The 26,314-nt window shown below is 67.1% G+C and carries 6 protein-coding genes (1 of these 6 only partly in view); 1 reads left to right on the top strand and 5 read right to left on the bottom strand.

Annotated features, from left to right (window positions below):
- Nucleotides 1-100: 100 nt before the first annotated feature.
- Entirely contained in the window at nucleotides 101-580 is a 480-nt protein-coding gene (locus tag K7711_RS04905; protein ID WP_222965196.1) for a MerR family transcriptional regulator, read from the bottom strand.
- A gap of 47 nt (nucleotides 581-627) precedes the next feature.
- Here K7711_RS04905 and K7711_RS04900 point away from each other — a divergent pair, with 47 nt between their 5' ends.
- Complete coding sequence (locus tag K7711_RS04900; RefSeq protein ID WP_222965194.1) at nucleotides 628-1,584, top strand: MBL fold metallo-hydrolase; 957 nt, start codon at nucleotides 628-630, stop codon at nucleotides 1,582-1,584.
- 229 nt (nucleotides 1,585-1,813) lie between these two features.
- Here K7711_RS04900 and K7711_RS04895 read toward each other — a convergent pair whose 3' ends face one another.
- The 4 genes from K7711_RS04895 to K7711_RS04880 all read right to left on the bottom strand — a co-directional run.
- A complete protein-coding gene (locus tag K7711_RS04895; protein ID WP_222965192.1) occupies nucleotides 1,814-5,047 on the bottom strand; it encodes a beta strand repeat-containing protein in 3,234 nt (1,077 codons plus the stop codon).
- A gap of 317 nt (nucleotides 5,048-5,364) precedes the next feature.
- Entirely contained in the window at nucleotides 5,365-6,345 is a 981-nt protein-coding gene (locus K7711_RS04890; protein WP_222965189.1) for a hypothetical protein, read from the bottom strand.
- 889 nt (nucleotides 6,346-7,234) lie between these two features.
- Nucleotides 7,235-7,765 (bottom strand): SUKH-4 family immunity protein, encoded by a 531-nt coding sequence (locus K7711_RS04885; RefSeq protein WP_222965187.1) that lies wholly within the window; start codon nucleotides 7,763-7,765, stop codon nucleotides 7,235-7,237.
- A gap of 59 nt (nucleotides 7,766-7,824) precedes the next feature.
- Nucleotides 7,825-26,314: the 3' portion of a toxin glutamine deamidase domain-containing protein gene (locus tag K7711_RS04880; protein WP_222965185.1), read on the bottom strand. Its footprint extends 14,144 nt past the window's final position; 18,490 of the gene's 32,634 nt are visible here — the last part of the coding sequence; the start codon falls outside the window, past its right edge; it ends in the stop codon at nucleotides 7,825-7,827.

Genomic DNA, 26,314 nt, shown 5'->3' with positions numbered 1-26,314 from the left:
ACGAGTGGTGATCCTGGCCATCGGCGGCCACGGCGAACCTACGCATCCTGCCTCACCGGTTTGGCGATCGACAGCGGGAACCGTAATTCTCAGCGCCCTCTCAGTGTCGGAATTCGCTCACGGTGCGGGGCGTGCGTGGTCGGCGTGCGGGTGTTGCGGACTGGTTTATCGGCGAGTTTTCGGGGTGTGGCGGTGGGGCCGACCGGCTGAACTTCGAGCATTCGGGGCAGTCGGCGATCAGGGGGTGGCTGCAGGTGGTGAGGTGGGCGAGGAAGCGGTCGGTGGCTTCCAGGAGGGCCATGCGGGCTCGGATTTCGGCGCGTTTGGTCTCGATGAGGGTGATGCGGGTGGCGCTGGTGTTGGCGCCGAGGTCGCGGATCTGTTCGAGGGACAACCCGGTGCGCTGGAGGATGCGGATCAGGCGGGCGATGTCGAGAGTTTGCTGGTTGTAGGTGCGGTGGCCCGAGGGGGTGCGGGGTGGGTGCAGCAGGCCGACGGATTCCCAGTGGCGCAGGACGTGGGCCTCGATGCCGAGGATCGCGGCGGCGTCGCCGATGCGCAGGGTCGATTCGGTGCTCACATTCGCCTCCTTGACTTCATGTCGACATCAAGTATTAGCGTTCCGTCATGTCCGAACCAGTTCGTAGTCCGAATGTATTCGAATGCTGTTCCGCTGCAACGAGTCTGGTGCGCGGAATGGTGCGGCCACGCAAGCCCGACGAGTCCTTTCTGCGGTCGATCGCCGATGCGGGGTTGCCGACCGCGCGGCGCACCGTCGAGATCACGACCCTGGAGCAGGTGCCGCGCGCGGTGCCGACGCCCATGGTCGTGGAGGGCCGGTTCGATCCGAGGCGGATTCGCAATGCGCTCACCTCGTTCGTCGTGCGGCATCCGGAGGCCACCTTTCTGGTGGATCCGAGTTTCTGCCTCGATGCCGAACGCCGGGCCATCGCCGAATTGCCCGCGATCGTGCGGGTCGCGGTCCGCCCGCCCGCCGGCACCATTGCGACGGTCACCGCCTTGAAGGGCGAAACCCGGCTTCCCGCACCGGATTTCGCGCTGCCCACGCACGCGCACTGGGATCATGTCTGCGGCCTGCTCGACTTTCCCGGTCTGCCGGTCCACCTGCACAGCGAGGAACACCGGTGGATCGTCGACGGGGTGGTCGCTCCGGTCGGCGGCGTGCGCGATTCGTTGCGCGACCGTCCGGTCGAGCAGTTCGATCTCGACGGACCGCCGGTGCTCACCTTCACCCGCAGCCGCGACCTGTTCGGCGACGGCAGTGTGGTGCTCGTCGACCTGGCCGGTCACACCCCGGGCAGTATCGGGATCCTGTGTCACACCTCGACCGGCTGGGTGCTGCTCGCGGGCGATGCCGCGTGGCATCACCTGCAAATCGAGGATATTCGCCAGAAGTCCGGCTACCCAGGGCTTTTCGCCGACGTGGACCGCGATGCCACCTTCCGGACACTGCACCGGCTACACCTGGCGCGGCACACGGTGACCATCGTCCCGACGCACGATCACGACGCGAGCAGCCGGTTCACCACCGGGCGGATCGATTCCGCGCAGGCGCTACTATGAGGCCGGTTGTATCCGGAGTCCATGCACGCCTTCACTTTTCGGCCGACCGGAATGGCCGACGCCGCGCTCCGGGACATCGAATCGTGACTCGGACAACGCACGTCGGGGAAGTAGTCGGCCGAGGGACGAGGTAACCGCCCGTCCGCGGCCGCAGTGACACGACCGTCGACCGCGACGCGACCGGGCCGCCGGTAGGGGTTCCCCACCGGCGGCCCAGCCGCTCTGGTTGTCAGGCGTAGGTGTAGGAGACGCCGTTACTGGTTCCGCCCGCGGTGGTGACGGTGACCAGCACCGTCCCGGCCGACTCGGCAGGGGTGACCGCCGTGATCTGGGTGGCGGAGTCGACGGTGAACGAGCTCGCCGGTGTGCCACCGAAGCTCACCGCTGTCGCGCCCGTCAAGGCCGTCCCGGTGAGGGTGACGGCGGTTCCGCCGGCCGTCGTGCCCGACGTCGGGCTGACCGTGGTGAGGGTTGGCACCGCGGCGTAGGTGAAGGCGACACCGTCGACGGTTCCACCCGTGGTGGTGACGGTGACCAGCACGGTGCCTGCCGATCCGGCAGGGGTGACCGCCGTGATCTGGGTGGCGGAGTCGACAGTGAACGAGGTCGCCGGTGTGCCACCGAAATTGACCGCGGTCGCCCCGGTCAGGGCTGTACCGGTCAGCACGACGGTCGTCCCGCCGGCTATCGGCCCTGAACCGGGAGCGATGGAGGTCAGGGTGGGCACCGCCACGTAGGTGAACGCGACACCGTCGACGGTTCCACCCGTGGTGGTGACGGTGACCAGCACCGTCCCTGGCGATCCGGCTGCAGTGACCGCCGTGATCTGGGTGTCGGAGTCGACGATGAACGAGTTCGCCGGCGTGCCACCGAAGCTCACCGCCGTCGTGCCCGTCAGCGCTGTCCCCGTGAGCACGACTGTGGTCCCGCCGGTCACCGGCCCTGAACCGGGCGCGATGGAGGTCAGGGTGGGAACCGTCACGTAGGTGAACGGGACGCCGTTGCTGGTTCCACCCGCAGTGGTCACGGTGACCAGCACCGTTCCGGCCGTCTCGGCAGGAGTGACTGCCGTGATCTGAGTGGGCGAGTCGACGGCGAACGAGGTCGCGGGTGTGCCACCGAAACTCACCGAGGTGGCGCTGGCCAGCGCAGTCCCGGTCAGTACGACAACCGTGCCACCCGTAACCGGTCCCCCATTCGGTACCACCGTGGTCAGAGTGGGTACCGCGGCATAGGTGTAGGAGATGCCGTTGCTGGTTCCGCCCGCGGTGGTAGCGGTGACCAGCACCGTCCCCGCCGATCCGGCGGGGGTGACCGCCGTGATCTGGGTGGGTGAGTTGACGGTGAACGAGGTCGCGGGTGTCCCGCCGAAGCTCACCGAGGTGGCGCCCGCCAGGGCTGTTCCGGTGAGGATGACGGTCGTCCCGCCGGCCACCGGACCGGAGCTGGGAGCGATGGCGGTCAGGGTCGGCACGGCGGCGTATGTGTAGGAGATGCCGTTGCTGGTTCCGCCCGCGGTGGTAGCGGTGACCAGCACCGTCCCCGCCGATCCGGCGGGGGTGACCGCTGTGATCTGGGTGGGTGAGTTGACGGTGAACGACGTTGCCGGTGTGCCGCCGAAATCGACCGCTGTCGCGCCGGTCAGCGCCGTTCCGGTGAGGATGACGGTCGTTCCACCGGCCACCGGACCCGCGTTCGGCACCACCATGGTCAGGGTCGGAACCGCGACGTAGGTGTACGCGACGCCGTTGCTGGTTCCGCCCGCGGTGGTCACAGTGACCAGTACGGTGCCTGCCGACCCCGCGGGGGTGACCGCTGTGATCTGAGTGGGGGAGTTGACGGTGAACGAAGCCGCGGGTGTCCCGCCGAAACTCACCGAGGTGGCGCCCGCCAGGGCTGTCCCGGTGAGGGTGACGGTCGTCCCGCCGGTCACCGGTCCGGCATTCGGTACCACCGTGGTCAGGGTTGGAAGCGCAGCATAGGTGTAGGAGACGCCGTTGCTGGTTCCGCCCGCGGTGGTGGCGGTGACCGCCACCGTCCCCGCCGATCCGGCCGGGGTGACAGCCGTGATCTGGGTGGGTGAGTTGACGGTGAACGAGGTCGCGGGAGTTCCGCCGAAACTCACCGCTGTCGTACCGGTCAGCGCTGTTCCGGTGAGGGTAACCGTGGTCCCCCCGGCCACCGGACCCGCATTCGGCACCACCGTGGTCAGGGTCGGAACCGCCACGTAGGTGTATGCGACGCCGTTACTGGTTCCGCCCGCCGTAGTGACGGTGACCAGCACCGTCCCCGCGGACCCGGCCGGGGTGACCGCCGTGATCTGGGTGGGTGAGTTGACGGTGAACGAGGTCGCAGGGGTTCCGCCGAAACTCACCGAGGTGGCGCCGGCCAGGGCTGTCCCGGTGAGCACGACGGTCGTTCCGCCGGTCACGGGCCCTGAGTTGGGGGCGATGGTGGTGAGGGTAGGGACCGCGGCGTAGGTGTATGCGACGCCGTTGCTGATTCCGCCCGCGGTGGCGACGGTGACCGCCACCGTGCCCGCGGACCTCGCCGGGGTGACGGCTGTGATCTGGGTGGGTGAGTTGACGGTGAACGAGGTCGCGGGTGTGCCGCCGAAACTGACCGCTGTCGTACCGGTCAGGGCTGTCCCGGTGAGTACGACCGTCGTCCCGCCGGTCACCGGCCCTGAGTTGGGAGCGATGGCGGTCAGGGTGGGTACCGCCACGTAGGTGTATGCGACCCCGTTGCTGATTCCGCCCGCGGTGGCGACGGTGACCAGCACCGTGCCCGCGGACCTCGCCGGGGTGACGGCTGTGATCTGGGTGGGTGAGTTGACGGTGAACGAGGTCGCGGGTGTGCCGCCGAAACTGACCGCTGTCGTACCGGTCAGGGCTGTTCCGGTGAGTACGACCGTGGTCCCGCCGGCCACGGGGCCGGAGTTGGGGCTGATGGTGGTGAGGGTGGGCACCGCCACGTAGGTGTACGCGACGCCGTTACTGGTTCCGCCCGCGGTGGTGACCCTGACCAGCACCGTTCCCGTCGTATGGGCAGGTGCCACCGCCGTGATCTGGGTGGGCGAGTTGACGGTGAACGAGGTCGCTGGTGTGCCACCGAAACTCACCGAGGTGGCGCCCGTCAGGGCAGTCCCGGTGAGCACGACGGTCGTTCCGCCGGTCACCGGCCCTGAGTTGGGGGCGATGGCGGTCAGGGTGGGCACCGCCACGTAGGTGTAAGGAACGCCATTGCTGATTCCGGTGAATCCGGTGACGGTTACCTGCACCGTGCCGGGGAGACCAGGAGGGGCGACAGCCGTTATCTGCGTCGCGGAATTGACGACGAATACCGTTGGGATGATGCCGAATTGCACCGTGAGGGTTCCGATGAAACCGGTGCCGGTGATCGTGACGCTCGTGCCCCCCGCTGTGGGTCCCGAGGTCGGAGAGATGGACGTGATGGTAGGCATTGGTGCCAGCCTCCCTTGCCGCTGGAGTGATGATTCTTGCTGCTGCACCGGGTGGTTGCCCCGGCTGTGGTAGCGGGCCCGCTCCTTCTAGTAACGTCCTGAGATCGGTTGCCCGGCAAGGCATCTGGCGGTCCGTTTTCTTCCGCCTTCGTCCGCTTTCGTCCGGTTCGGATTCCGCCGGGCGTCGAGGGCGTGACACCCCGCGGGTCGACCATCGAAGCGGCCGATCCGTGATCCGCGCCCCGGCGGGTTTCGATAGCCGCGATATTCCGGCGCTGGCGGAAAACCGTGTGAGCACAGCACAATACGGTTCGGTGTCAGGATCTCGGTTCGATCAACAGATGCTCCAGATGGGCCGTATCGTCAGAGTTCTCATCGACACCGACCACCGCGACGAACTCCCGATCACCGGCACGTCGCTGCAGGAGAATCCAGGAGTTGGCGAGATACCAGCTTGCCCCGGTGGTACCGCGCGGGCCCAAGCCCGCACAGAATATCCAGTACCGGTCGGGATGTAGTTCCCGGCTCGGTCGTACCCGAGCGATGATGCCTATGTTGTGATCTGTGCTCGAGGCGAACCGGCTGCCGTCCGTCAACTCCAGCTGCTCGAAATATGAACCCTCTTCAGCGTCATCGCCGTTCAGAGTGAACAGCGGACGCTCGACCCTCTCGAGGTACATACGTGTGCAATCGTTGCACGTCAGCCCGAAGCTGATGTACGGCCGATCGCTATGGGCGATGACGTACCGGTCGCTCCGGATGTCGGTCAATATGCCGGTGCGACGCTGGAGCGCGGAAAACATGTACAGCAGCCCGCGAAATTCCTGCTCCGGCAGAGCGGTCAGCATGTCCGAGCGAGAATCGGCTGCGAATGCGCGGGCATTCCTCCCGAATGCGTGTCGATGAGGAAGGTTTGCCGTCCGAAGTGCTTGCGCGAGTGGCAGTTCGAATGTCGGGTATACGAGAGTGATTCCGCTGGTGATCATCTCGGCCCCGAGAAATGCCTCCAGCTCGATGTCCGTTCCGGGAAGGCCCAATTCGTGCGCTCGCGCGGCGATCGGTACGGCCTCCGTCGTCTGAAACAATCTCTCGATCGTCCAGCCGGGGAACATCTTGACCAGCACCCGGCAATGGTAGTCGCGGGGAAGCCCGACCATCCTGCCCGAAAGCCACCGATAGAACTGTGTTTTCGCCGGCCCGTAACCTGGCGGGATGGGAGGATCGAGCTGCGCGGCGTACCTGTCGTATGCGAGCAGAAAATCCGAATGGCTCTTGAGATGCTGCTCCGCCAGCAGCATCTTCAGAACAGTAGTCAATGAAGCCCCCTTTGCTACCCCTGCAACCGCTCTGTAACGGCGACTCGACCTGAAACCGCGGCCCGGACGGGCCATGACGTGCCCGGGGTCGGAGTACTACTCGGACACAGGAGTAGGAGCCTGCGTTGTCGGCCCCACCCACCGCCGCGACGACACGCTGCGCCGTCCCCAGCTCAGCCGAGGCGACCCGCAACACGCCCCGTGTCCGGATCGATGGTGAAGGAGATATCTGCGGTGTTGCCGATGAAAGCCGACGCAGTCGCTGGGCTTGGCGGAGCCGGTACCCGGCACGATCGTGTTCGCGAATCCTGATGCGGGTCCCGAGGTCGGCGAGAGGGAGGTGATGATGGGCATGACACTGCCTCCTTTGTCGCGATGGTGTTTCCGCTACTGCACCTGGTGGTCGCCCCGACTCGATTATCAGCTAGCTATTTCCATTAAAATCCCCCTACCCTGTTGCAGGGCAACGCATCTCCGATCCGTTTTCGTCCCTTTTCGCACGTCGGCCCGAGTCGAAGCGGCGACGATTCCGCAGCTGGCCTGGGACTTCGTCCAGATCGGCGCGGCGGGAACGGAGCGCGGTGCTCCGATCCGCGGCAGTTGCTGGATCCGGTATCACGATAGCCTTCGGCCGGGATCGCCCGGCCGTCACCGGCGCACCGCGAGACGGCCCGAATCATCCGTTGGCCGAATCATACTCTGGCACTGCATATTCGACGCGAACGCACTTCCGGCCGCCCGCTGCCCCGGCCGTACCGGCGATCATGGTCGGGCCGCGCACCGGGGTCGCGTCGTTCGTCGGATTGCTCGAACACCGGCGCGCCGATCGGTTCGACCCGCATGGCGTGCAGGGCGTTTCACTCGTCGTGAATTACAGGTCCCAGGTGCCCTGGGCGGGCCAGTTGCCGTGTTGTCTGCTCCGGGCTTCCGCCCAGGCGATCACGCTGCCCGCCAGCGGGCCGTTGCCCGCGCGCTGGAAAGTGTGTTTGTCGATGGTGAGGTCGTACTCCGCGCTCTCGGTCGGCGGGGTTGCCAGGGACAGCACCTGGACGTGGTAGCCGATCGTGTCGGAGGTTTCCTCGGTGCGGTGGATGGTCAGCTGCCACAGGGGTGGGTGGATCTGTCTGCCATTGGGGCGGAGGCCGTTTCGTTTGGTGGTCGTGTAGTCGTCCGCGACCATATCGATGGACCAACTCGGGTACTCGAGCACCACCGCTGTCTGCGCGTCGATCACCAGGTTCGTCTGACCCAGGCCCTGGCCTGCCTCGATCTGTTCCGGAGTCAGTTCCGGCTGGCAGATCCAGCCGTGTGTGAACGGGTAGATCCGCCATTCCCGATCGTCGGCGGGGAATATCTCGGCCAGGTACTCGCGGGTGTGTTCGCGGGTACTGAGGTCGGGCATGTGCGGCTCCTTGTCGGGGTGAGCGGGTAGTTCGGCTTCATCACCATCGTGCGGGGTTATCAGCTGGTGGGCCCGGCCGGTGGGCTTGTGCGCCGGGGTACCAGCAGGTATTCCAGATGCGCCGACCCGTCCACCAGCCAGGCGGGTGGATGGTCGGAGGTGACGCCGCTTTGAGGGTCCCACCACACCGGTCCCGGCGTGCGGTTCGGCGCCACGGTCGTCGGGTAGACGATCACCGTGGCATGGGCGATGTCGCCGATGACCGGGAACCCGTTCGGGTGGAACAGCGGTTGCTTCGTGATCGGGTCCTGCTTCTGCCAGATGTTGTGGACCAGCACCGCCGATCCGGGGCCCCGCTGCCTCATGTATTCGTGCAGGGCCGCGAACTGTTTGTCGATCGAACCGGCGGAATGGAAGCTCTGGATCGGGGTGCCGAGGAAGCTCTGGACACGCTTTATGCCGCCCACCTCACCCCAGCGATTGTCGAGCCACCGCGGCAGTGCGACCTGCGGATCGCCCATGAAACTCGTCAGAGCGGCCAGCGACGTATCGATACAGTTGTTGTTGCGGCCCGGTTCGCTGGTGCCGCCCGCGTTGATGAGTGTGCCGTAGTCGTTGTCGCGCGGGTCCGCGCCGATCAGGAATCGGTCGCCGTCGCGCAGGGCGTCCTCGACATCGTGCTGGAAGCTGGGGTCTTCCAGCGGTTGGAGGTAGTTGAGTCCGTACTGGCGGGTGCCGTCGAGGCCGGTGAGGTGTGATGCGGTGAGCGCTCGGGCCATCGCGTTGGTGAAGTGGCGCAGATCGTCCGGGCTCAACCCGCCGGGATCCGAAGGCCGCGGCAGGCCGAGGTGTTCGCGGAGGTTCTCGGTGAAGGATTCGACGGACATATCGGGATGCCATTCGCCGTGGCCGTGCCCGATGGTGATGTTCAGGTGCGCCGAGGCGATGTCCGCGACGTCCCGCGTGGGTACGAGATCGACGTGCAGGAGTTGCATCGGCTCCAGAATCTCGCCTCTGTTGAACTCCAGATCCGTCGCCAGATGGGCTCTTTGCCAGAATCGCTCGGCTTGTTCGGGAAGAACGCCCTGACCGAGCCGGGTATGCATGACGATCCGCGCGACCGCGACCGGCGCCACGAGCTCCTCGCCATCGGCGCGTTCGTACCGGAGGTGATCGAAAGCCGGTGTGGCGCTACGAGGATTCGCGGCCACCGGCGTGGCCGGTCCCACGGGCGTCGCCGCTCGGAGCAGTGCACGCCTGTCGCGGGCCTGTTCGACGACTGTCGTCTGCTCCTCGGACAGGCTGTGGGTGGGCGAATTGGTGCTGTCGGCTGGTGATGAATCAGATTGTGGGACTTGCTGATCGGCCGGAGTCGTTGCGGACGCCTGCGGTTCGGATGTGTGTGAGTCCGCTGCCGGTGCGGTGGCCGACGGCGGTACGACGTCGGGATCGGCATCGAGAGCTGGGAAGACCTGTGGTGTGGAGTCGGGATGGTCCGCGCCTGTGGTGGGCTGCCGGTCGGGGTCGGTCTCCGGGTGCGATGTGATGTGCTGTTCGAGCTCCGCGAGGGTTTCCGGGACGGTGGATTCGCGGATCACGGCGTCACGGGGTGCTTGCAGGTGGGCCAGGACCTCCTGGATCAGCATCGGTGATCTGCTCAGGGCCGGGTCGAAGACCTGCCAGGCGGCTATGTCGCCCTCGACGGTGTGCACGAGGTTGGCGGTGTACCGGCTGATGGGTACGGACTGCTGGATGGATACGTTGCGCCGCAACGCATCCGGCACCGTGGTGGGCGCCCGCATACCCTCGGCGGTGATGACGAGGGTGCGGGGGAAGGTGCCCTGGCGGATCAGAGCCGACGCCGTCAGGTGGGCGCGTTCGGCGGATCCGACCTCGGTGGTGAACGGGAGCTTGCTCAGGGCCTGGATCCAGTCCGTGGCCGTATCTTCCAGGACCGGAGTGGGTTCCGCGTCCGGCGCCGAAAGCGCGCTCGGGGGGCGGGCGAAGGCGTGGTCGATGTAGTCGCGTTCTTCGGGCAGGGCGGTCCGCAGGTCGTCCAACAGTCCGCGGCCGGTGGCGGTCCGGTACGCGGACTGGACGGGCCACAGTGCGTGTGGATCGCGATCCAGTCGCGCGATCATCGTCAGTGCGGCGAGGGGTTGTCCGGAATCGATCCGGTCTCGTATCGCATCGGTGTATGCGCGCACCGCCGGGGCGTTCTCCCCGCGCTCGGGCACCGGGGGCGCGGATGCCGGAATCGTCGCGGATTCCCAGCCCATCAGCTGCCGCACCCGGGATGCCTGCGCGTCGGTCAACCGGCCCGTCTCGTGGGCCTGCTGCACCGCGGCGGCCAACGGGGTCGTGTATGCGACCTGGTAGGCGCCCTCCAGGAAGGCGGGATCGCGTTGCGCGGTCGCATGACGCAGCGTGTCCAGCATCGCGGGGAAGTCGATCGGATCGGCGTCCCGCAAAGCCGTGGCGAGCTGGATGGCGTGTTCGTGATCGGTGTACGTGTCCTGATTTCCCACGATGAAGTCGTGAAACTCGGTGGGCAGGTGGGATTTCAGGAATCTCGCGAGTCCGGGATTGTCATCGATCAGCCCGACTCGTGCCGGGTTGCCTGCCAGGCTGGAACCGATGATGTCGAGGATGTCGCTCTCGACCGGCAGTGTGCCGTCGGCCTGCCGTGTGCGCAGATAATCTTGCACCGCGTCGCGGATCTGTCCGCCGAGGCTCCGGCGCGCCATGATGTTCAGGCTCCGCAGCAGACGTTCGTCGGTGTCGGCGCTCGCCAGGGTCCGGTCGAGTTCGCGCAACGATTCGGGGCGATGCACGTCGTTCTCGGTGTGCGGCGGGAGCAGGCGTCCGGGGGCCAGGGCCATCGCGTGCGCGTCCGTGACGACCACCGTCGGCTCGCGCAGGTACCCCCCTTGCCGCCAACGCATCCACGAGCGGTCGGCGGCGTCGTCCTCGGCGCGCTGTGTGGCGAACGTGTCGATGATCTGCTCGGCCGGTCCTTCGATATGCGTCGCCCGGTCGGGATCGAGGTGGATCTTCGTGAGCCACTCGTTCCTGCTGATCGGTTCGCGGGCGACCGCGGGATCCCAGACCATCCACTCGGCGTGACCGTCCCGATTGCGGGTGTAGACCAGGTTGGCGACGTGGTGACGCCAGTTCAGCAGCTTGGCCGTACCGTCCGGCAGCGTCTGGTTCATCCGCAGATCCTCGCCGTTGAGGAGAATCTTGCGCGGCCGGGTGCCGAGTGAGATCAGTTCCAGCGCAACGTGATGCGCCAACTGAACGCATCCGGAGTCGAGGTAGCCGTGCGGCATCGGGTGGTCGCCGGACCAGTGTTCGAAGGTCATGGTGTCGATGTGCTCGAACCATTCTCGGGCGGTGTTCCACTCCACCGGTATCCGCTCGTCGTCCGGGCCCCACGGCGACCGCTGCTCCGGGGATTCGGCGAAGACGTGGTCGAGATACTCCTTGTCCTCCGGCAGGCCGCTGCGCAGATCCGTGGCCAGATCGCGGCCCTGGGTCTCGTTCCGGTAGGCGTCCTGGACCGCCCACAGTTTGCGCGGGCTGCGGTTCAGATGTTCGACGAAGGCCAGTGCGCCGTCGGTATCACGAATCGACAGAAGCGATTTCACGTACGCGCGCACCGCGGGCAACTCCGCGGGCGACTGGCCCGGACGCGCCGCCGTGCGGGGCGGTGTGACTCCGGCGGGCAGGTCCTGCTTCGGTTGCCAGCCCATCAGGCGGGCGATTCGGCGTTCCTGGGCCGCGGATAGTCGTCCCTGCTGAACTGCTTCGTGGACAACGTCTTTCAGGGAGTGGCCGTGCTCGGCGGCGAATGCGTCGTCGAGCGGGCGGGGGTCGCGCGAGATGTTCGCGTGGCTCAGGAGGGTGAGCACTCGGGCGAAATCGATCGGGTGTTCGCCGGTCAGCGCCGTGCTCAGGGGCTGGGCGTAGGGGTGTGCGAGCGCGGTTTCAGAGGTGAACGCCGCTGGCTCGGTGCTGGGCCCGGCCGTCGATCCGGTGTTGGGCACTGCGGATTCGGCACCGGGCACGGTCGTTGATTCGGTGCCGGGCCCGGCCGGTGCGTCGGACCGGATGCCCGGCACGCTGTTCGGGTTGTCGAGCGCCTGGACCTCGGTATGCGGGAGTGCCGAGAGGCCGTGGGCTCCGGGCCCGCTCATGCCGATCGCCAGGAATTTCGGTAAATGGTTGAGGTCGACCGCGAGGATGCCGCCGCGGCGCGGGACCGTGGTGTCGGGTGGGTCCTCGCGGTCGGGGTCGGGGATCCAATCCGAGGTACCCGGTGCTCTGCGCTCCTTGTCGCCGTTGGGTTCGGTCGAGTACCGGGTGCCGTCAGAGGCTATGCGGAGTCTGCCTCCGTCGGGGTAGGTGTACTGGATCGTGCCGTCGGGGTCGCGGCGGTAGCGGGTGCCGTCCGGTTCGGTGCCGTATTCGGTGCCGTCGGGGTCGCGGCGGTAGCGGAGGCCGTCCGGTTCGGTGCCGTATTCGGTGCCGTCGGGGTCGCGGCGGTAGCGCAGGCCGTCTGGTTCGGTGCCGTATTCGGTGCCGTCGGGCTCGCGGCGATACCGGGTGCCGTGGGGATGGGTGCCGTATTCGGTGCCTCTGGGGCTCTGGCGGGGCGGGGTGCTCGGTTCGCCGATGTGGTCGGTTCCGCGGGGGTCCAGTCGATATTCGATACCGGCACGTGGCGCGGGATAGTGGCCGTGATCGCCGTATGGGTCGTCCAGCAGAAGGCGCACCGGGGTGCCGGTGTCGTCGTGTTCGAGCGCCAGGACGGTGTAGACGTGATTCTGGGTCAGGCCCGGCACTGCGCCCGAGCCGCCGAGGGTATCGGTTCCGATGGATACCGTGGTCCCGCGGCGCAGAGCCCATTCGATGCGGCTGCCGATCGCCCGGGCCGCGGTGGCGGCCCTGCTCGACAGCACCCGGTCCTGGGGTCGCCCGTCGTAGATTTCGCTGAAATAGTCTGTGAGAGCCTGCTTTTCGCGCTCCCACTGCTGTGGATGGAGCTGATCCAGATACGCGCGGAAGTCGGCGGAAGGCGTGGAGTTCTGCGTGCGCAAGAACTCCTGCCATGCGATGGCGAAGGCGTCCGGGTCGTTGTGGTGGCGGGTGGTCAGGCGCGCCCGGGTGGAATTGAACAGTGCCGATTGCCCGGTGTGCCCGTCCCGGAAGGTCTCGGCCAGTTGGCGGGAGAATTCGAGATCTGCTGTGTGGGGCCCGTCGCTCGTTGTGTCCGAGCGCATGTAGTCGCTCACCAGTTCGTGCAGTGTGTCGATGTCGAACCGGAGCGGATGCAGGATGTCCACGTTCCTGAACTGAGCGACGGGTTGTGCGAACCAGCCGTCTTCGGCCTGGTGGAACCCCTTGCCGAGGCGCGCGGCCGCGGTGGTCATCGGTGTTCCCTCGATCGCTCGGTACCCGTCGCCGTTGCCGAACCGATGTGCGTATGCCTTCTCGATCATGGTGGCCCAGAGCGGTTCTCCGGGCTCGTGACGGATGAAGTACCCCGTCTCGGTGCCCGGGGTGACGTAGATCGTCTTTTCGACCCGCACCCATTCCAGAGCGACGTCGCCGTCCTGTTGTTCGGCGAGGAAGCGGACGCTGACGGTGCCGTCGCCGTGATCGTGCAGTATCTCGGTGATCGCGCCGGGGTTGAATTCGGCGAGTGATTTCAGGTCGGCCAGCAACGAGCAGTCCCCGGCCGAGCCTTGGCGCACCTCTTCGGGTTTGGGTAGCCCGTTCAGCCCGAAGAGTGGGTTGTCGTGTCGTCCGCGTATCTCGGGCAGCGCCGCAAGCGCACCGCCGGAGGTGTTGACGCGAATCCACGGGAAATTCCCGGGGTACTTCACCCATCGCCACGGCCTGTGGCCCTCCCTCGCCACGAGTGAGGCGTCGTACGGCATATGCGCCGGTTGCCACTGGCCGTGTTGGTCGAAGGCGAGGAATCGGATGCCTCCGCCCGCGACGTTCCAGCTCAGTGTGCCGGTGTCGGTGCCTGTGGTCCGCTCGAAGACGAAGTCCTGCGACAGATCTCGCGGGACGTTGTGCACCTGTCCGTCGGGTCGGCTGAACTGATAGTGAGCGGGCACGCCGGGCTCTTCGACGAGGCGTGCCGCTATCTTGGTGCCGGCTGCAGCCAGTCGTTCGACTCGGCCGTTGTGGTCCACGAGGGTGAGGATGTCGGTGTCACCGACGGGCCGGGTGATCCTGGTCGGAACCACGGGCATCGGCAGTAGTTGCTCGCGCTCGGCGAGGGTCAACTGCTGTAGCTGCTGGTCGGGCCGCAGTAGCTGTGGGCCCGGGTCGGGGCGGCCCAATTGCGGTCGTGTGATGTGGGTTTCGCCGTCGAGCTCGGTTTCCAATTGCTGCCGCAGGTTGCGGCCGAAGTAGGTGTCCCCGGCGGCGGGTTCGAAAGTCCTGGAGGCGCTCGGGGTATCCGATGAGACCGGGCCGGGCCCGGAGACGCGGTCGGGCAGGACCTCCGCGTCCAGGATGAGCATGTCGTTCGCTTCGTCTCGGGTCGCGGCGGTGATGCGGTAGCGCGTGTCACGGGCGAGCAGCAGTTCGTTGTCGCGCGGGACGCCGCTGCGCGGTCCGATCCACAGACCCTCGGCGCCGGGTGGGACGGTGAGATTCACGCGGTATTCGAATCGGCGGCCGTCCGGCATGGTGGCCAGGTCACGACCGACCGAGGTGGACAGGTAGCCGGGCTCCTGCTGCACGGTGCCTACCAGATCGGCCGGGTCCTGGAAGTAGCGCAGAGGATTTCCGTCGCGACCCAGCATGAAGTTGATGCTGGTCAGGCCGCGCACGACCCGGATCGGCTCGGTGTTCGTCAGCGGCCGGGTCGCCTGATCGAGCGTGCGGATTCCGTGCTCGAGCACGTCCAGGCTCGGTGACGTGCCGAAGTAGCGCTGGAAGAACGGTCGCAGCACCGTGCGGTAGAACTGATCGTCGGCGATCAGCTGCGCGAGCATCGACTCCGGGTCGCGCCGGTTCAGGATCACATTGAGCAGCTGCCAGGCCGTGTTCGCGCGGTACGGATCCGCAATCACCTCGCGCACATGCGCTTCCCCGGCTTGTCGATGCCCCCTGAGCTCGGTGACCGAGGGCTCCTGCTGCCCGGTCAGTTCGGTCAGCAGCGGGATGTACTCGGCAGCCTCACGCCCGCGGTCGAGAACATCCTGTGCCCGGTCGCTGCCCTCGCGCAACAGTGTGTTGTGGATCGCCGAAGCGTGATAAGCCCAGGCCGCGTGCTGCTGCTCCGAGGTGAGTCGGTGCCATTGGTTCAGTACGGTCTCGCCGTAGTTCAAGCCTGCGTCGTCGGAATCGAATGTCCGGGTGCCGTTTTCGTCGAGGTGTCCGGCATCCCGCGTTTCGGTCGGTGTTTCCGGCCGCCACTCGTGTCCGGCGGGCGGTTCGTATGCGGCCGGAGTGTGCAGATCGTCCGGGCGAAGCCGCAGGGGTGCGCCGTCGGCGGTTCTGGCCACCTGCAGATGTTCGGGGTGCTCGGCGGAGGCGTACAGCAGGGTGAACGGCGCGCCCGACGGGCCGTGACGGTAGATGTCGCGGGGTGCGTCCGGGTGCAGCACAACGACATTGAGTTCGAGTTCTCGGGCGGCGATGGGCAGGAGATCGGCGCTCATCAGGTGGTCGGTAGGCCGGTTCGGGTCACGTACCGCGTCGAGCAGGTACCCCAGCCGGTCCTGGGCGCGTCGGCGAACGGATTCGTCGAATTGCCTTGCCGATTCCTCGAATTGCTCGCGGCGCTGGGTTTCCGCCGCGACCTCCTCGGCGGGCCGGGGCAGCGGATCGTGGCGGCCGAGTTCGCCTCTCTCGACGAGGTCGGAGTGCAGGCGGATGCGACGCCAGAGCTCCCCGCTGCGTTCGGCATCCCAGCGGGCGCGGCGGAGCTTCTCGACCTTCAATTCTTTGAGTCCGTCGGGGGTGTACGTGGGGAGCAGGTCGACATAGTCCTCGAGATGCGCTTCCATGCGGTCGGCGAGCGAGGTGCGCAGCTGCGGGGATGCCGCGTGACCGGAGAAGTGGGCGAGCACGTCCAGCAGATGATCTCCATCGTGCGGAGACGGCTCCCAGATCGGTGTGGACGGGCCGGTATCGTCCTGTCCCGGTTGCCATTTCACGACGATCCGGCGTCTGATGTCCTCCACTCCGACGCCCGGTTCGGTGTCCTGGAGGTTGTCGGCCTCGAGCCGTAGCTGCAACGCCAGTTCGGGCGGTACTCGAAGCGCTGTCGCCGCGCTGTGGAAGGCGTCCTGCAATTCCGGCCGCAACTGCCGGGCCAGATCCACGGCCTCCCATGGTTCGGCGGACTCGATCGCGTCATGGAGCCTGCCGAACTCCCGCAGCGCATCGGTCTGCGCGGGGGTCGGATCGCGGAACTCCGGCGTGGGCGTGCGTGCCGCGGCTTCCTCCGTCGGCGGAGCGTCGACCTCGTGCGTCGACGAGTCGTCGGCGGTTTCCGCCTGGAAGTCCGCACCGCGATATCCGGCGAAGTCGTCGGTTGCGTTTTCAGTGTGGAATCCGGCGAAGTCGTCCATGGCGTCGAACCCGGCGAAATCGTCCCTGATGACGTTCCCGAAGTCGTCGGTAGTGCGGGTTGCGTCGCGCACGACCTCTTGCAGGCTTATGTCGAGACTGTCGGCCCGCTGTTGCCAGTGCACGGCCTTCTGGGTAGTCGTGCCGAGCGTTTCCGCCGCGCCGGCCAGATCGTCGAGCAGGTGCGGTCGGATCTGTCCGATGAGGTGGAAGACCTCGTCGTCATCCATACCCGCGAACGAGAGCTTGTTCCGCAGGAGTCGCTGGATGTCGGCGTATTCGCGAAGGGCGTGATTCTCGTCCGGGGTCAGCTCCCGGATTCCGGTGGGCGCCTGACGCGTCGGGGCGTTCGTGGAACCGGCGGCCGGACGGTCGGCGGGCGATACGGTCGGGTGGTTGGGCTGGGAGGCGTCGTCGGTGGTCTCCGATTGTCCGTCGTCCGTGGTGCTCGCGTTGTCGGCGTTGTCGGCGTGCAGGACGGGGCCGGCGTGTCCGGGGAGGTGCAGGTGCGGCTGGTCAGGGTCGATGCCGTTGGCGCGGAACAGGTTCCGCACCTCGGCCTGGAACTCCTCGAAGGTGCCCGCGCCGTGCGTTCCCAGCGCGTCGTGCACCAGTTCGGCCCGTACCTCGCCGAAGCTGTCCACCGGTGGTTCCGCGCCGAAGCCGACGCCCGCCAGCACCTGCTCGGCTCCGCGCGGCACGTCCCACTGGAACATGTCGGCGTGGTCGTTCTGGAATTCCCGGAACCAGCCGGTGATTCGATCCACCGCGTCCCGATCGCGAACATAGATCACGACCCCGTCCGCGCGCTGCCCGAATGCGGTGCCCACCTTCGCCGAATGCACGCCCGGGAAGTCGTGCGGCCGGTCCAGCACGTTGTGCACGAATTCGCCGAAGACGTGCGGTCGTGCGTCGCCGGAGGTGTTCACGAACATCTTGAAACCGACGTCCTGGCTGCGCATCCCATCGGGGCGGTCCACCCGGTGGAAGTGCAGGAAGGAAGGATCGTCGATCGCCCAGAAACGCGCCATGCCCGGCGAGAACGGTCGTTCGGCGTCGTCGGTGGCGACCTGCGCGCCGGGGGCGCGGTGTCGCAGGATGTCCACCAGCTGGTCTCGATACAGCTGTGGATCTTCGGCCCGAGCGCCGCCGCCGGGCCGGGAGTACATCGCGTAGACGTTGCCCGAGGTCCGGATCCATTCCCGGTGGTTCCACACCTCCCGCAGGAAGGCGTCGAAGTTCTCCCGCGACACCGTCGGAACGGCCAGGCCCTGCTGCTGGTAGGACTGTGTCCGCAACGTCTGCAGCTCGTCGAACGAGAGGTCCGGCAGCCGCTGGTGCAGCACCGAGTACAGGGTCTCCAGCGTGCGCGGTGCGTTCAGGATGGTCGAGAACTCTCGGCGGGCACGGGTGGCGATCGGGGTCGACGGGTCCGTGGTGGGCGGCACGCTCGGTCGTGCGAGCAGTAGCGGCGGCGGTGCCGGTCGGCTGGGCTGTTCCTGTGGGTTGGCCGAGTCGGGTGCAGGGGTCGAATCCGTTGCGTCGGTATCGGATTCCGCCGGACGGGTCTGCGGGACCGAGTCCTCCGCGCGCTCGCCACCGGATCGCGTGGTGTCGGTGATATCGCGAGTATCGCTGCGGCCCTTGCCCTTCGGATCCGCGATCGGATTGCTGTCCGGGGTATCCGGGAACGGTCCCGGGTGCGGCGCGAAGCCGGACGAGCGGCTCGGATCCGGTGGCAACAGCAGCTCGGCGTGCAGTACGGGTAGGCCACGGTCGGGGCGTTCGACCCGGGTGATCCGATAGCGGGTGTCGCGCGGCAGGATGAGTTCCAGCTTGTGCCGGTCCCGGGCGTCGCTGCCGATGTAGACGCCGCGTGCACCAGGCGGAACCGTCAGTGCCACATGATATTTCATCGTGTCTGGCATGTGCCGGACGCGGGAGGAGAACGACGTGGACAGGTAGCCGGGTTCCTGCTGGATCGCGCCGACCAGTAGATCGGGGTTCCGATCGCCGAGCGGCTGCCCGTCCGCGGCGTTCAGGAAATCGATCGTGCTGAGGCTGCGGGTGACCTGAACCGCGCCGTCCAGCCGCAGCGGTGCGCCGGTCGCCTCGTCGAGCACCCGCATGTGCTCGTGCAGCGGGCCGGGGGTGAGCGGTTCGGAAGTGTCTCGGGGGCCGAAATGCTCGCGGATCAGCTCGTACATCCGGGCATCGGATCGGATCTGTTCCCACCGCGCCCCGGGCCGGGCATCCAGGAGTGTGCTCGGTACCGCCAGCTGCTCCGCATCGGACGACCAGGGGGACACCCCCGCGCGTTGCAACTCGTTCTCGCGGGCCTTCCACAGCTCGGCGCTGTCGACCAGGTGGGCGACCCACCGGTCGATCCCGGAGGCCGTGCCCCGGCGCAGCGCGAAGTTGATGTGGGCGCCCTCTTCGTATCGGCGGAGGGTGGTTCGCACCTCGCCGGACAGGTCGTCCCAGGTGCGCAGGACGTTGTGCGCGAAATTCTCGCGGGCGGCGTCGTCGGCGAAATAGCGCACACCGCCGACGAGCCGACCCTGGTCGGGGAGTGAATCCAGTTGCGGCTCGGTCGAATCCCACGATGAACGGCGGGGTTCGCCGGTCGGTATGTAGCGGACGCCCTCGCGGTTCGGCGCGGAGGGGACCACCTCGGCCGTGACGCGTCCGTCCTCGGTGACGCCGGTGAAGCGGAACACGGTGTCGCGGGGGAGCAGCAGTTGCGGGTGCGCGGGATCACCGGACAGCAGGCCGCGGACACCGGGTGGCACGGTCAGCTCGACCCGGGGACGCGTCGATGATGTCTGCGCGGCGGCGGTGAAGGTGTGGTGCAGGATCTCCGAATCCGCGCCGCCCGCGGTGAGCTGACGGGCGAGCGTGCTGTCATCGCTCACCAGATGCAGGGGAGTGGTGATCGGCAGCTGTGCGGATGTGGCCTCGTCCAGCCGCCGGATCTGGTCGCGGAGTGCATCGATGCTGAACGGCGCGTTCAGGTTCGCGCCGAAGTGGTCGTTCACTTCGTGGTAGCGATGGAAATCCTCCAGCACGGTCTGCCACTCGCGGCGCGGATCGTCGGCGGCGAGCAGGTTGCGCAGGACGTCCATCATGCCCGGCGCGGCCGAGTCGAGTTCCTCCTCCGGGACCTGCTCCATGCGGTCGAGTTCTCGGCGGAGGTCGTCGAACGCGGGCGGTTGCTGGCCCGGCCACAGGATCGCCATGCCTTCCGGCGCACTGGTCGCCGCATCCCAGTCCCGGACGAACCGGTCGGGATCGGCCAGGAAGTCGTCCACCACATCGGGTTTGCGGGTGTGGCCCACGACCGCGGATCGGTGTTGCGGGCTCAGCTGATCGAGCGAGGTCGCCGTTCGTGCGGTGAATTGTGGTGTGCGCGAGGTGGTTCCGTCGCCATCCACGGCGGTGCCGCCGATGCGCTGGGTGGTCCGGGTGATGACGACGTCCGAGGTGCCGACGCCTGCGTCGCGGTTCCGGCTGAACAGGCTGCGGATGGCGCGGAAGGACGATCCTGCCGACGTCCGGGCTCGGCCGTCCTGTGCCGCACGGGATGTCGAGGCCGTGGCGGTCGGCAGGGTGGAGGTCTCCCGGCTGCGCAGACGGGACACGAACCCTTGCAGGCGTTGCATTCCAGGTCTGCGAGCGGAGCCCTGCGCGGAGTCGCCGGGATGTGCGCCGTCGAGACCTGGACCGGCTTCTCGGCGGGATGTCGTGTCGCCGTGCGGAGTTCCGGTGTTGCTCACGCGGTCCCGGGGTGCGCCGATGCGGATGTCGGACGGGAATCGGGGGACCGTCGCGCCGCGTGGGAGCAGCGGGCGGACCGTATTGCCGTCGGGCATGTACAGGATGGCGTGCACTGCGGCCGGGCGTTGTTGTCCGGGCAGCGTGTGCGTGGGGTCGGCGGCGTCGTGGACCCGGATCAGGCCGCGGTCGTTGACCATCAGGTAGGCATGTGCGCCGACGCCGTTCGCATTCGGGGTGGCGTGCACGGCGACGACCAGGGCTCGTGCGCCGGGGCCGTGGATCTGGAGGTTCCGGACGATCGTGCTCTCGTCGGGGAATCCGCGCAGTCTCCCGCGCGCGCCCCACTCGAGGTCCCGCCGCGTGCGGCCGGGCAGGGAGGTGGAGCCTTGCGGTATGCGAATTCTGTTGCCTCCCCGACTATTTCGGAGGGCGGTGAGGGTCTCCACGACGCAGTCCGCACTCGTCCGCGAGTCGAGCGGGGTCGTGACAGGACGGTTCGTGACCGCCGCGTGGGCGGTGGCGCCGTCGCCGCGGAAGATCCTCGGTATACGGATCCGGGTGGGCGTCGTCGTATCTCGGCGCAGTCGGTCCAGGGGACTGCGGAAAAAGTCTCGGAAGTGGTGGCGCGGGGCGTCCGTGGTCGCGTGGATCGTCGCGGCGTCGGTCGTTCGATCCGATGTGGTACCGATTCGGGAAGCCCAGCGCCGCAGTCGGTTCAAGGGGTTACGTGTTCCCCGGGCGGGTGTGGTGTCACCGGTGCGCGTCGTGGCGCTCCCGTCGGACAGGGGGATGGTCCGGCCTCTGCGCTGCGTTCTCGGAGGCGCCGGGGCATCTTCGGTGGATTCCTCGACGACCTTGGGCGGCTCGATGTCCCTGGTGGACTTGATGTCTGCCGATGAGGTCATCTCTTCGGGAGAGGTGAGGTTCGGCGTGATCTGCTCGGCCGGATCGACCTTTTTGGTGAGGTCCTCGGGAGAGGTGACGCTGTCGAGCGGCGTGATCTCCTCGGAGGGCATCACCTTCTTCGCAGAGGCGCTGTCCTCGGAGCCGGTGAGACCGGAAGTCTCCTGCGGCGCAATATCTTCGAGAGATCGCACCGGGCGACGTCTCGCGGTCGTGATGTTCAGGCGCGGATCGATGCTCTGCGACCCTTCGCCGGACAGCGAGGGGAAGGACATCGTTTCCGAATCCTCGAACGCCCTGGGGGGAACCAGCGGGAACGCGCGTTGTCCGGTGCTGGGATACCGGAACGTCCCGCGGCCGACCGGACGGCGGGAAGGTTGTTGCGTGACAGGGCTTTCGGACTCGTCGTCCCACCAGCGTACGGTCCGGATCGGCCTGGTGGCGCGTGGGGGCGATGGCTGGTCGCGTCGATCCGAGGTGCTGGTTTCGTCCTCGGGCCGGGTCTCGAGCGACTGGGTGTCCAGAAGGTTTGTGGCGGTCGTCGGTTCGAGCGATTCGGGGTGCGGCGGCAGGTTCTCGGACTCGGTGCTGTGGACCGATCCGTCCTCGTCGTCGTAGATGCGGAGCGCGGCCCGGATATCGGTCAGCCTGAGCGGGCGGCCCGGCGGTCGGGTGGTCGGACTGGTAATCGGTGTGGCCTGGGGGATCGCGCCATCGGTGTTCAGCAGGGATGCCTGCGGTGTCGCGTCGTCGTCCCCGTATTCGGACTCCTGCTCCTCGAGTTCGTCCAGCCTGTCCAGACCCGTCCGGTCGAACCCGGACCGGTGATCCTCCCGGATGAATGGTTGCGGCATCTCGGGAATCCGCGTCGAGTCCGTTGAAGTCTGCTCGTTCGGTACCGGCGACATCGGGGTGTCGTCGCCCGAATCCTCTTCCGACTCTTCGCGAATGGTCGTATCACGGATGATGTCCGATGCGAAGGGCCGGACCGGTCGCAGTGGGGCCGGACGCAGGGAGAAGACCTCGTCGCCGATGACGGGTGTGCCGCTTGCGGGCATCTCGGGGACCGTCGTGTCGGTGAGTGACAGTCCGTCCAGGGAAATGCCGTCCAGGGACACATCGTCCATCTCGCCCAACGCATTCGGATCCACATCGGACCGGTCGGAGAGCGAGGAGACCTCGGAACCGGTTTCCTGTTGCGGTGGTACGAATGCCAGGCCGGCTCCGGAAGTCTGGGTGCGCGAGCCCGGAGGGGCATTGTCAGTGTGCAGGTGCACCCGGTCGAGGTCGATGCCGCGGGCGTTGAACTGGTTCCGGACCTCCGCGCGGAATTCGCCGAATGTCCCGTCGCGGCGGGCATCCAGGGCCGCGAACAGCGCGTCGGCCCGAATGGATCCGAAACTGTCCTCGTGCGGTTCGGCGGCGAATCCGACTCCGGCGAGTTGCTGTTCGGAACCAGCCGGGACATCCCACCGGAACACATCCGGATGGCTTTGCTGGTATGCCCGCAGCCAACTGGTCACTCGGTTCACCGCGGACTCGTCGGTGACGTAGATGACGGTGTTGTCCACTCGCTGCTCGAGCGGGCCGGTCGTCTTGATCTGGTACACCCCGGGGAAACTCGCCGGATCGTCGAGGACCTGGCGTACCAGCGCGGAGGTCAGCTCGGGGCGTGCGTTGCCCGAGGTGTTCAGGAAGATCTTGAAACCGACGTCCTCGCTGCGTGTCCCGTCCGTCGGGCTGAGCCGGGTGAAGTGAACGAACGAGATATCTTCGAGCGCTTGGCTTTCGGCGTTCTCCGGAGTGAGCGTGCCGATCCCGTCCAGGGATGCGTGCTGTGCCCCGGGGGCGCGCTGGGACAGGATCTGGCCCAGCGCGTTCATGTACGCCCGCGGATCGTCCGCGGGCTCGCCCGCGCCCCATTCCACGTATGTGGCGTAGATGTGGTCTCTGCTCGGGTAGTACTCGCGATACTCCCAGAGCCGCTCCAGGAAGGCATCCAGATTCTCTCGCGAAACCGGCGGTGGCTGCACATTGTTGTGCGTGTAGGAGTGGTTCCGCAGTTGCATCAGATCGTCGAACGACAGGTCGGGCCAGTCCGGGTCCGGCCGCAATGCGGTGTACATCTGATCGAGCGTGACCGGTTCGTCGAAAATATCGCCGAATTCCCGTCCCGCGCGCGCGATCACGGACTCCGACCGCTGCGTCGACGGAGGAACGCCCGGACGCGCCTGTCCCGGTCTCGTTGCCGGGGACGGCTGTTCGCCGGTGACCTGGATCGCGGGGGCGTCCGTGTGTTCGTCCCGCGTCGAATGTTCGGTGCCGAACGGGACGTTCGATTGGGGTGTGCCGGTGAATTGTCTTGCGCCGCCAGCCCATTCGATGGACAACTCTTCGTCCGACATCTCGGCGCGGAATTGCTGTGCGTCGCGCGCCCACTCGATCGAGAACTCTTGCCCGGACGAGGACGGCAGTCCCGGTAGCGGTTGCCGCGATGCCGTCGGGCGGGTCTGCCGGTGCTGGGTGGCCGAGGTATCGGTCCGCACCTCCTCGGGCGCCGGTCCCCGGGCGTCTTCGGTATCGAGCGGAAGATTGGATTCGGGACTTTCCTGGGACTGCTGTGCGGTCGATGCGATCCGCTGCTCGGTCGGTATCTGCGGGCCTGTCGAAGGCTGCGGTGCGAGCGGGGTGATGATCGGTGCGAGCGGCTCCTGGTCGTCGGTGTGACGGACCGGTTCGTCGGTGGATCGAGCCGTCTCCGCTTCGTCCTCGATGTGGGCGGCTTCCGCTTCGTCGTCGGACTTCGGGTCGTGAATGACTGTGCCCGTGGGTGACTCGGGAGGAAGAATGATGTTGCCGCCGAGGCGGGTCGTGTCCGTATCGATCGCGCTCAGGTCGAGTGGGTGGTCTTCGACCGTCTCGGTGCCGGTGGTCGTTTCCTCGATGAGCTCGGCGGACACGAGCGGTTTCTCGTCCGAGACGATCTTCGGCTGCGACGCGTCGAGCTGTGGTGTCGGCCGGACGTTGGTCTGCGCGGAGGATTCGGGCGGGTGCAGGGTGAAGGAGTCACCGCCCAACTCGGTGCCGAGGGGACCGAACTCGTCGTCCGAGTCGAAGGGACCGAGTTCTTCGTCCGACTCGAGCTGTTCGAAGTACGTGGTCTTGGGCCGGAGTGGCCCATCCTCCAAGCTGTCGTCGTCGTATTCGACGGACTTCGCCAGCGGTGTCTTCGGCGCCGGTGACAGGGGTTCCAGCGAGGGCGGAAGCAGACCGAAGGGGACGTCGGGGTCGAACTTCTTCGCCGTGGATCGTGTTGTGTCGCCGGTCGATTCCGTCGAGAGCTTCGGCGCCTCGGATTCGTCCTCGGACAGGGCCGCTTTGCTGTCCTCGGCCGAGGAATCGTGAATGGTCGTGCCTGTGGGCGACGCGGGCGGGAGGATGAGCTTGCCGTCCGCGTCGTACAGCCCCTTGTCGAGCCCGCTGTCGAAGACGGCTTTCTCCGTCGGCTCGGTGCTGCCTTCTTCCTCGGATTCGGTTGCGGCGGCGGCTGCTTCGGCCGCGGACTGGGTGCTCTGGCTGACGGTACCGGGCTTTTCGAGCCCCTCCATCGACAGGGCGATGGCGGCGGCCAGGTCGGGGTCCGTCTCCTCGGCCTCGACCTTGGCCTTGGCGGCGGCCGCATGGAACTCGGCCACGGATTCGTCGATGGCGGCGGCGAGTTCCGGGTCGGTCTGCTTCAGGTCCGGCCCCGTGGCTTCCTCGGCCACGGCGGGTGTGCGCACGACGGTGACGGCAGGGTCGGTGAGCGCCTCGTCGAAGGTGAGATCCACGGGTTGGTTGTTGGCGTCGAGCATTTCGCCGGGTTTGGAACCGGCCGACGGGAACCAGAGGTAGCGGGCTGCCTCGGCGTCGCCGAATATCGTGATCCGGCCCGGACCGGGTGCGGTCTGGGTGTCGTCCTGCGGGTTGTATTCGTCGAATTCGAAGGTGAGCAGGCTGGCGAAATCGTCCCAGGGCCTGGTCGGCAGGGTGAGCGTCGGAGTGTGATCGCCGGTCGGTACGGCGAGGTGGTAGTGGTTGAAGGCGACCAGGGTCGCGGCATCGGCCGGTGCCGCGGCATTCGGGCCGAAGGTCTGTCCCCGCCGCATGTCCTGGCCGTATACGCGCACGTTGCGGCTGTTTTCGCTGAGTCGGGCGAGTGCGGCCGCGGCAGCCTGGGGGACGACGTGGAAGACATCGGTTCGCCAGACGCTGCGCTGTGTCAGCTGCCGGACCTGACGGATGTATTCCGCGAAGTGGGCGATCTGGTCCGCGGCCGAGATCGGGTTCTGCTCGTCGGCGGTGGTGAGTTGCCTGCCGACGTTCCGGTCCGCGTTCCTGATGGTCGTGAAGGCCAGCAGGTATTCGCCCATCCTGGGCCCGACGAGTTCGGCGGCGGTCATCAGGCGCAGGTCGCGGATCCGGCGGTCGAGTTCGGTCGCCGAGTCGTACGGAGTGCTGTACAGGATGCGTTCGAGGGCGTGGAAGAAGCAGTCGCCATCCGGCGGCATCGATTCCCACACGTATCCGCGCGGTGCCGCGATCCCGTCCACGACGCGCGATCGGGGGCCCGCCTTGCGTCCGACCTTCGGCGACACACTGCTGCCGCCGAACAGGGTCGAGATGAAACCCTTGGACTTGGGCTTCGGCTTGGACGCCTCGGCACTCGCCTCCGCCTCGGTCCCGGCCTTGGCCGCTTCCAGTTCGGCAGCGAGCTTGTCGGCCGCCGCGGCCTGTGCCTCGAGCTCCTCGGGATCGAGTTTCTCGGCACCGCTCGGATCGAACTTCTTGGTATTCGAGGTGGTCGCGTTCGAAGACTTCGTATCCGGTCCGGTCTCGGCATCGGTCGCGAGTTTCTCGGCTGCGGCTTTGTCGGCTGCAAGTTTCTCGGCTTCGGCTACGGCTTTCTCGGCTTCGAGTTTCTCGGCTGCCGCCTTCTCGGCTTCGAGTTTCTTCGCTGCCGCCTCGGCCTCGGCCTTCTCGGCCTCGGCGTCTTCTTTGCTCTTGTCGAGGTCCTTGGTCTCGGTGTCGTCGTCCTCGGTATCGCTCGTCGGCTGCTTCTTCTTGGGCTTGTACTTCTTCTTGGGTGCGGCCTTCTTCGCCTCGGCGTCCTCCTCGGCCTTCGCCTCGGCTTCTTCCTTGGCCTTCTTCTCCGCCGCGGCTTTCTCGTCTGCGGCTTTCTTTTCAGCTGCGGCCTTGTCGTCTGCGGCTTTCTTCTCCGCTGCGGCC

Source organism: Nocardia coffeae (genome assembly GCF_019890715.1).
Taxonomy (GTDB): Bacteria; Actinomycetota; Actinomycetes; order Mycobacteriales; family Mycobacteriaceae; genus Nocardia; species Nocardia jiangxiensis.
This window is presented reverse-complemented; position numbering and strand designations above follow the sequence as displayed.

Bases quoted from the DNA above. Each gene is read 5' to 3' on its own strand.
- K7711_RS04900 (WP_222965194.1), top strand. From the start codon at position 628: ATGTCCGAACCAGTTCGTAGTCCGAATGTATTCGAATGCTGTTCCGCT.
- K7711_RS04895 (WP_222965192.1), bottom strand. From the start codon at position 5,047: ATGCCTACCATCACGTCCATCTCTCCGACCTCGGGACCCACAGCGGGG.
- K7711_RS04890 (WP_222965189.1), bottom strand. From the start codon at position 6,345: ATGCTGCTGGCGGAGCAGCATCTCAAGAGCCATTCGGATTTTCTGCTC.
- K7711_RS04885 (WP_222965187.1), bottom strand. From the start codon at position 7,765: ATGCCCGACCTCAGTACCCGCGAACACACCCGCGAGTACCTGGCCGAG.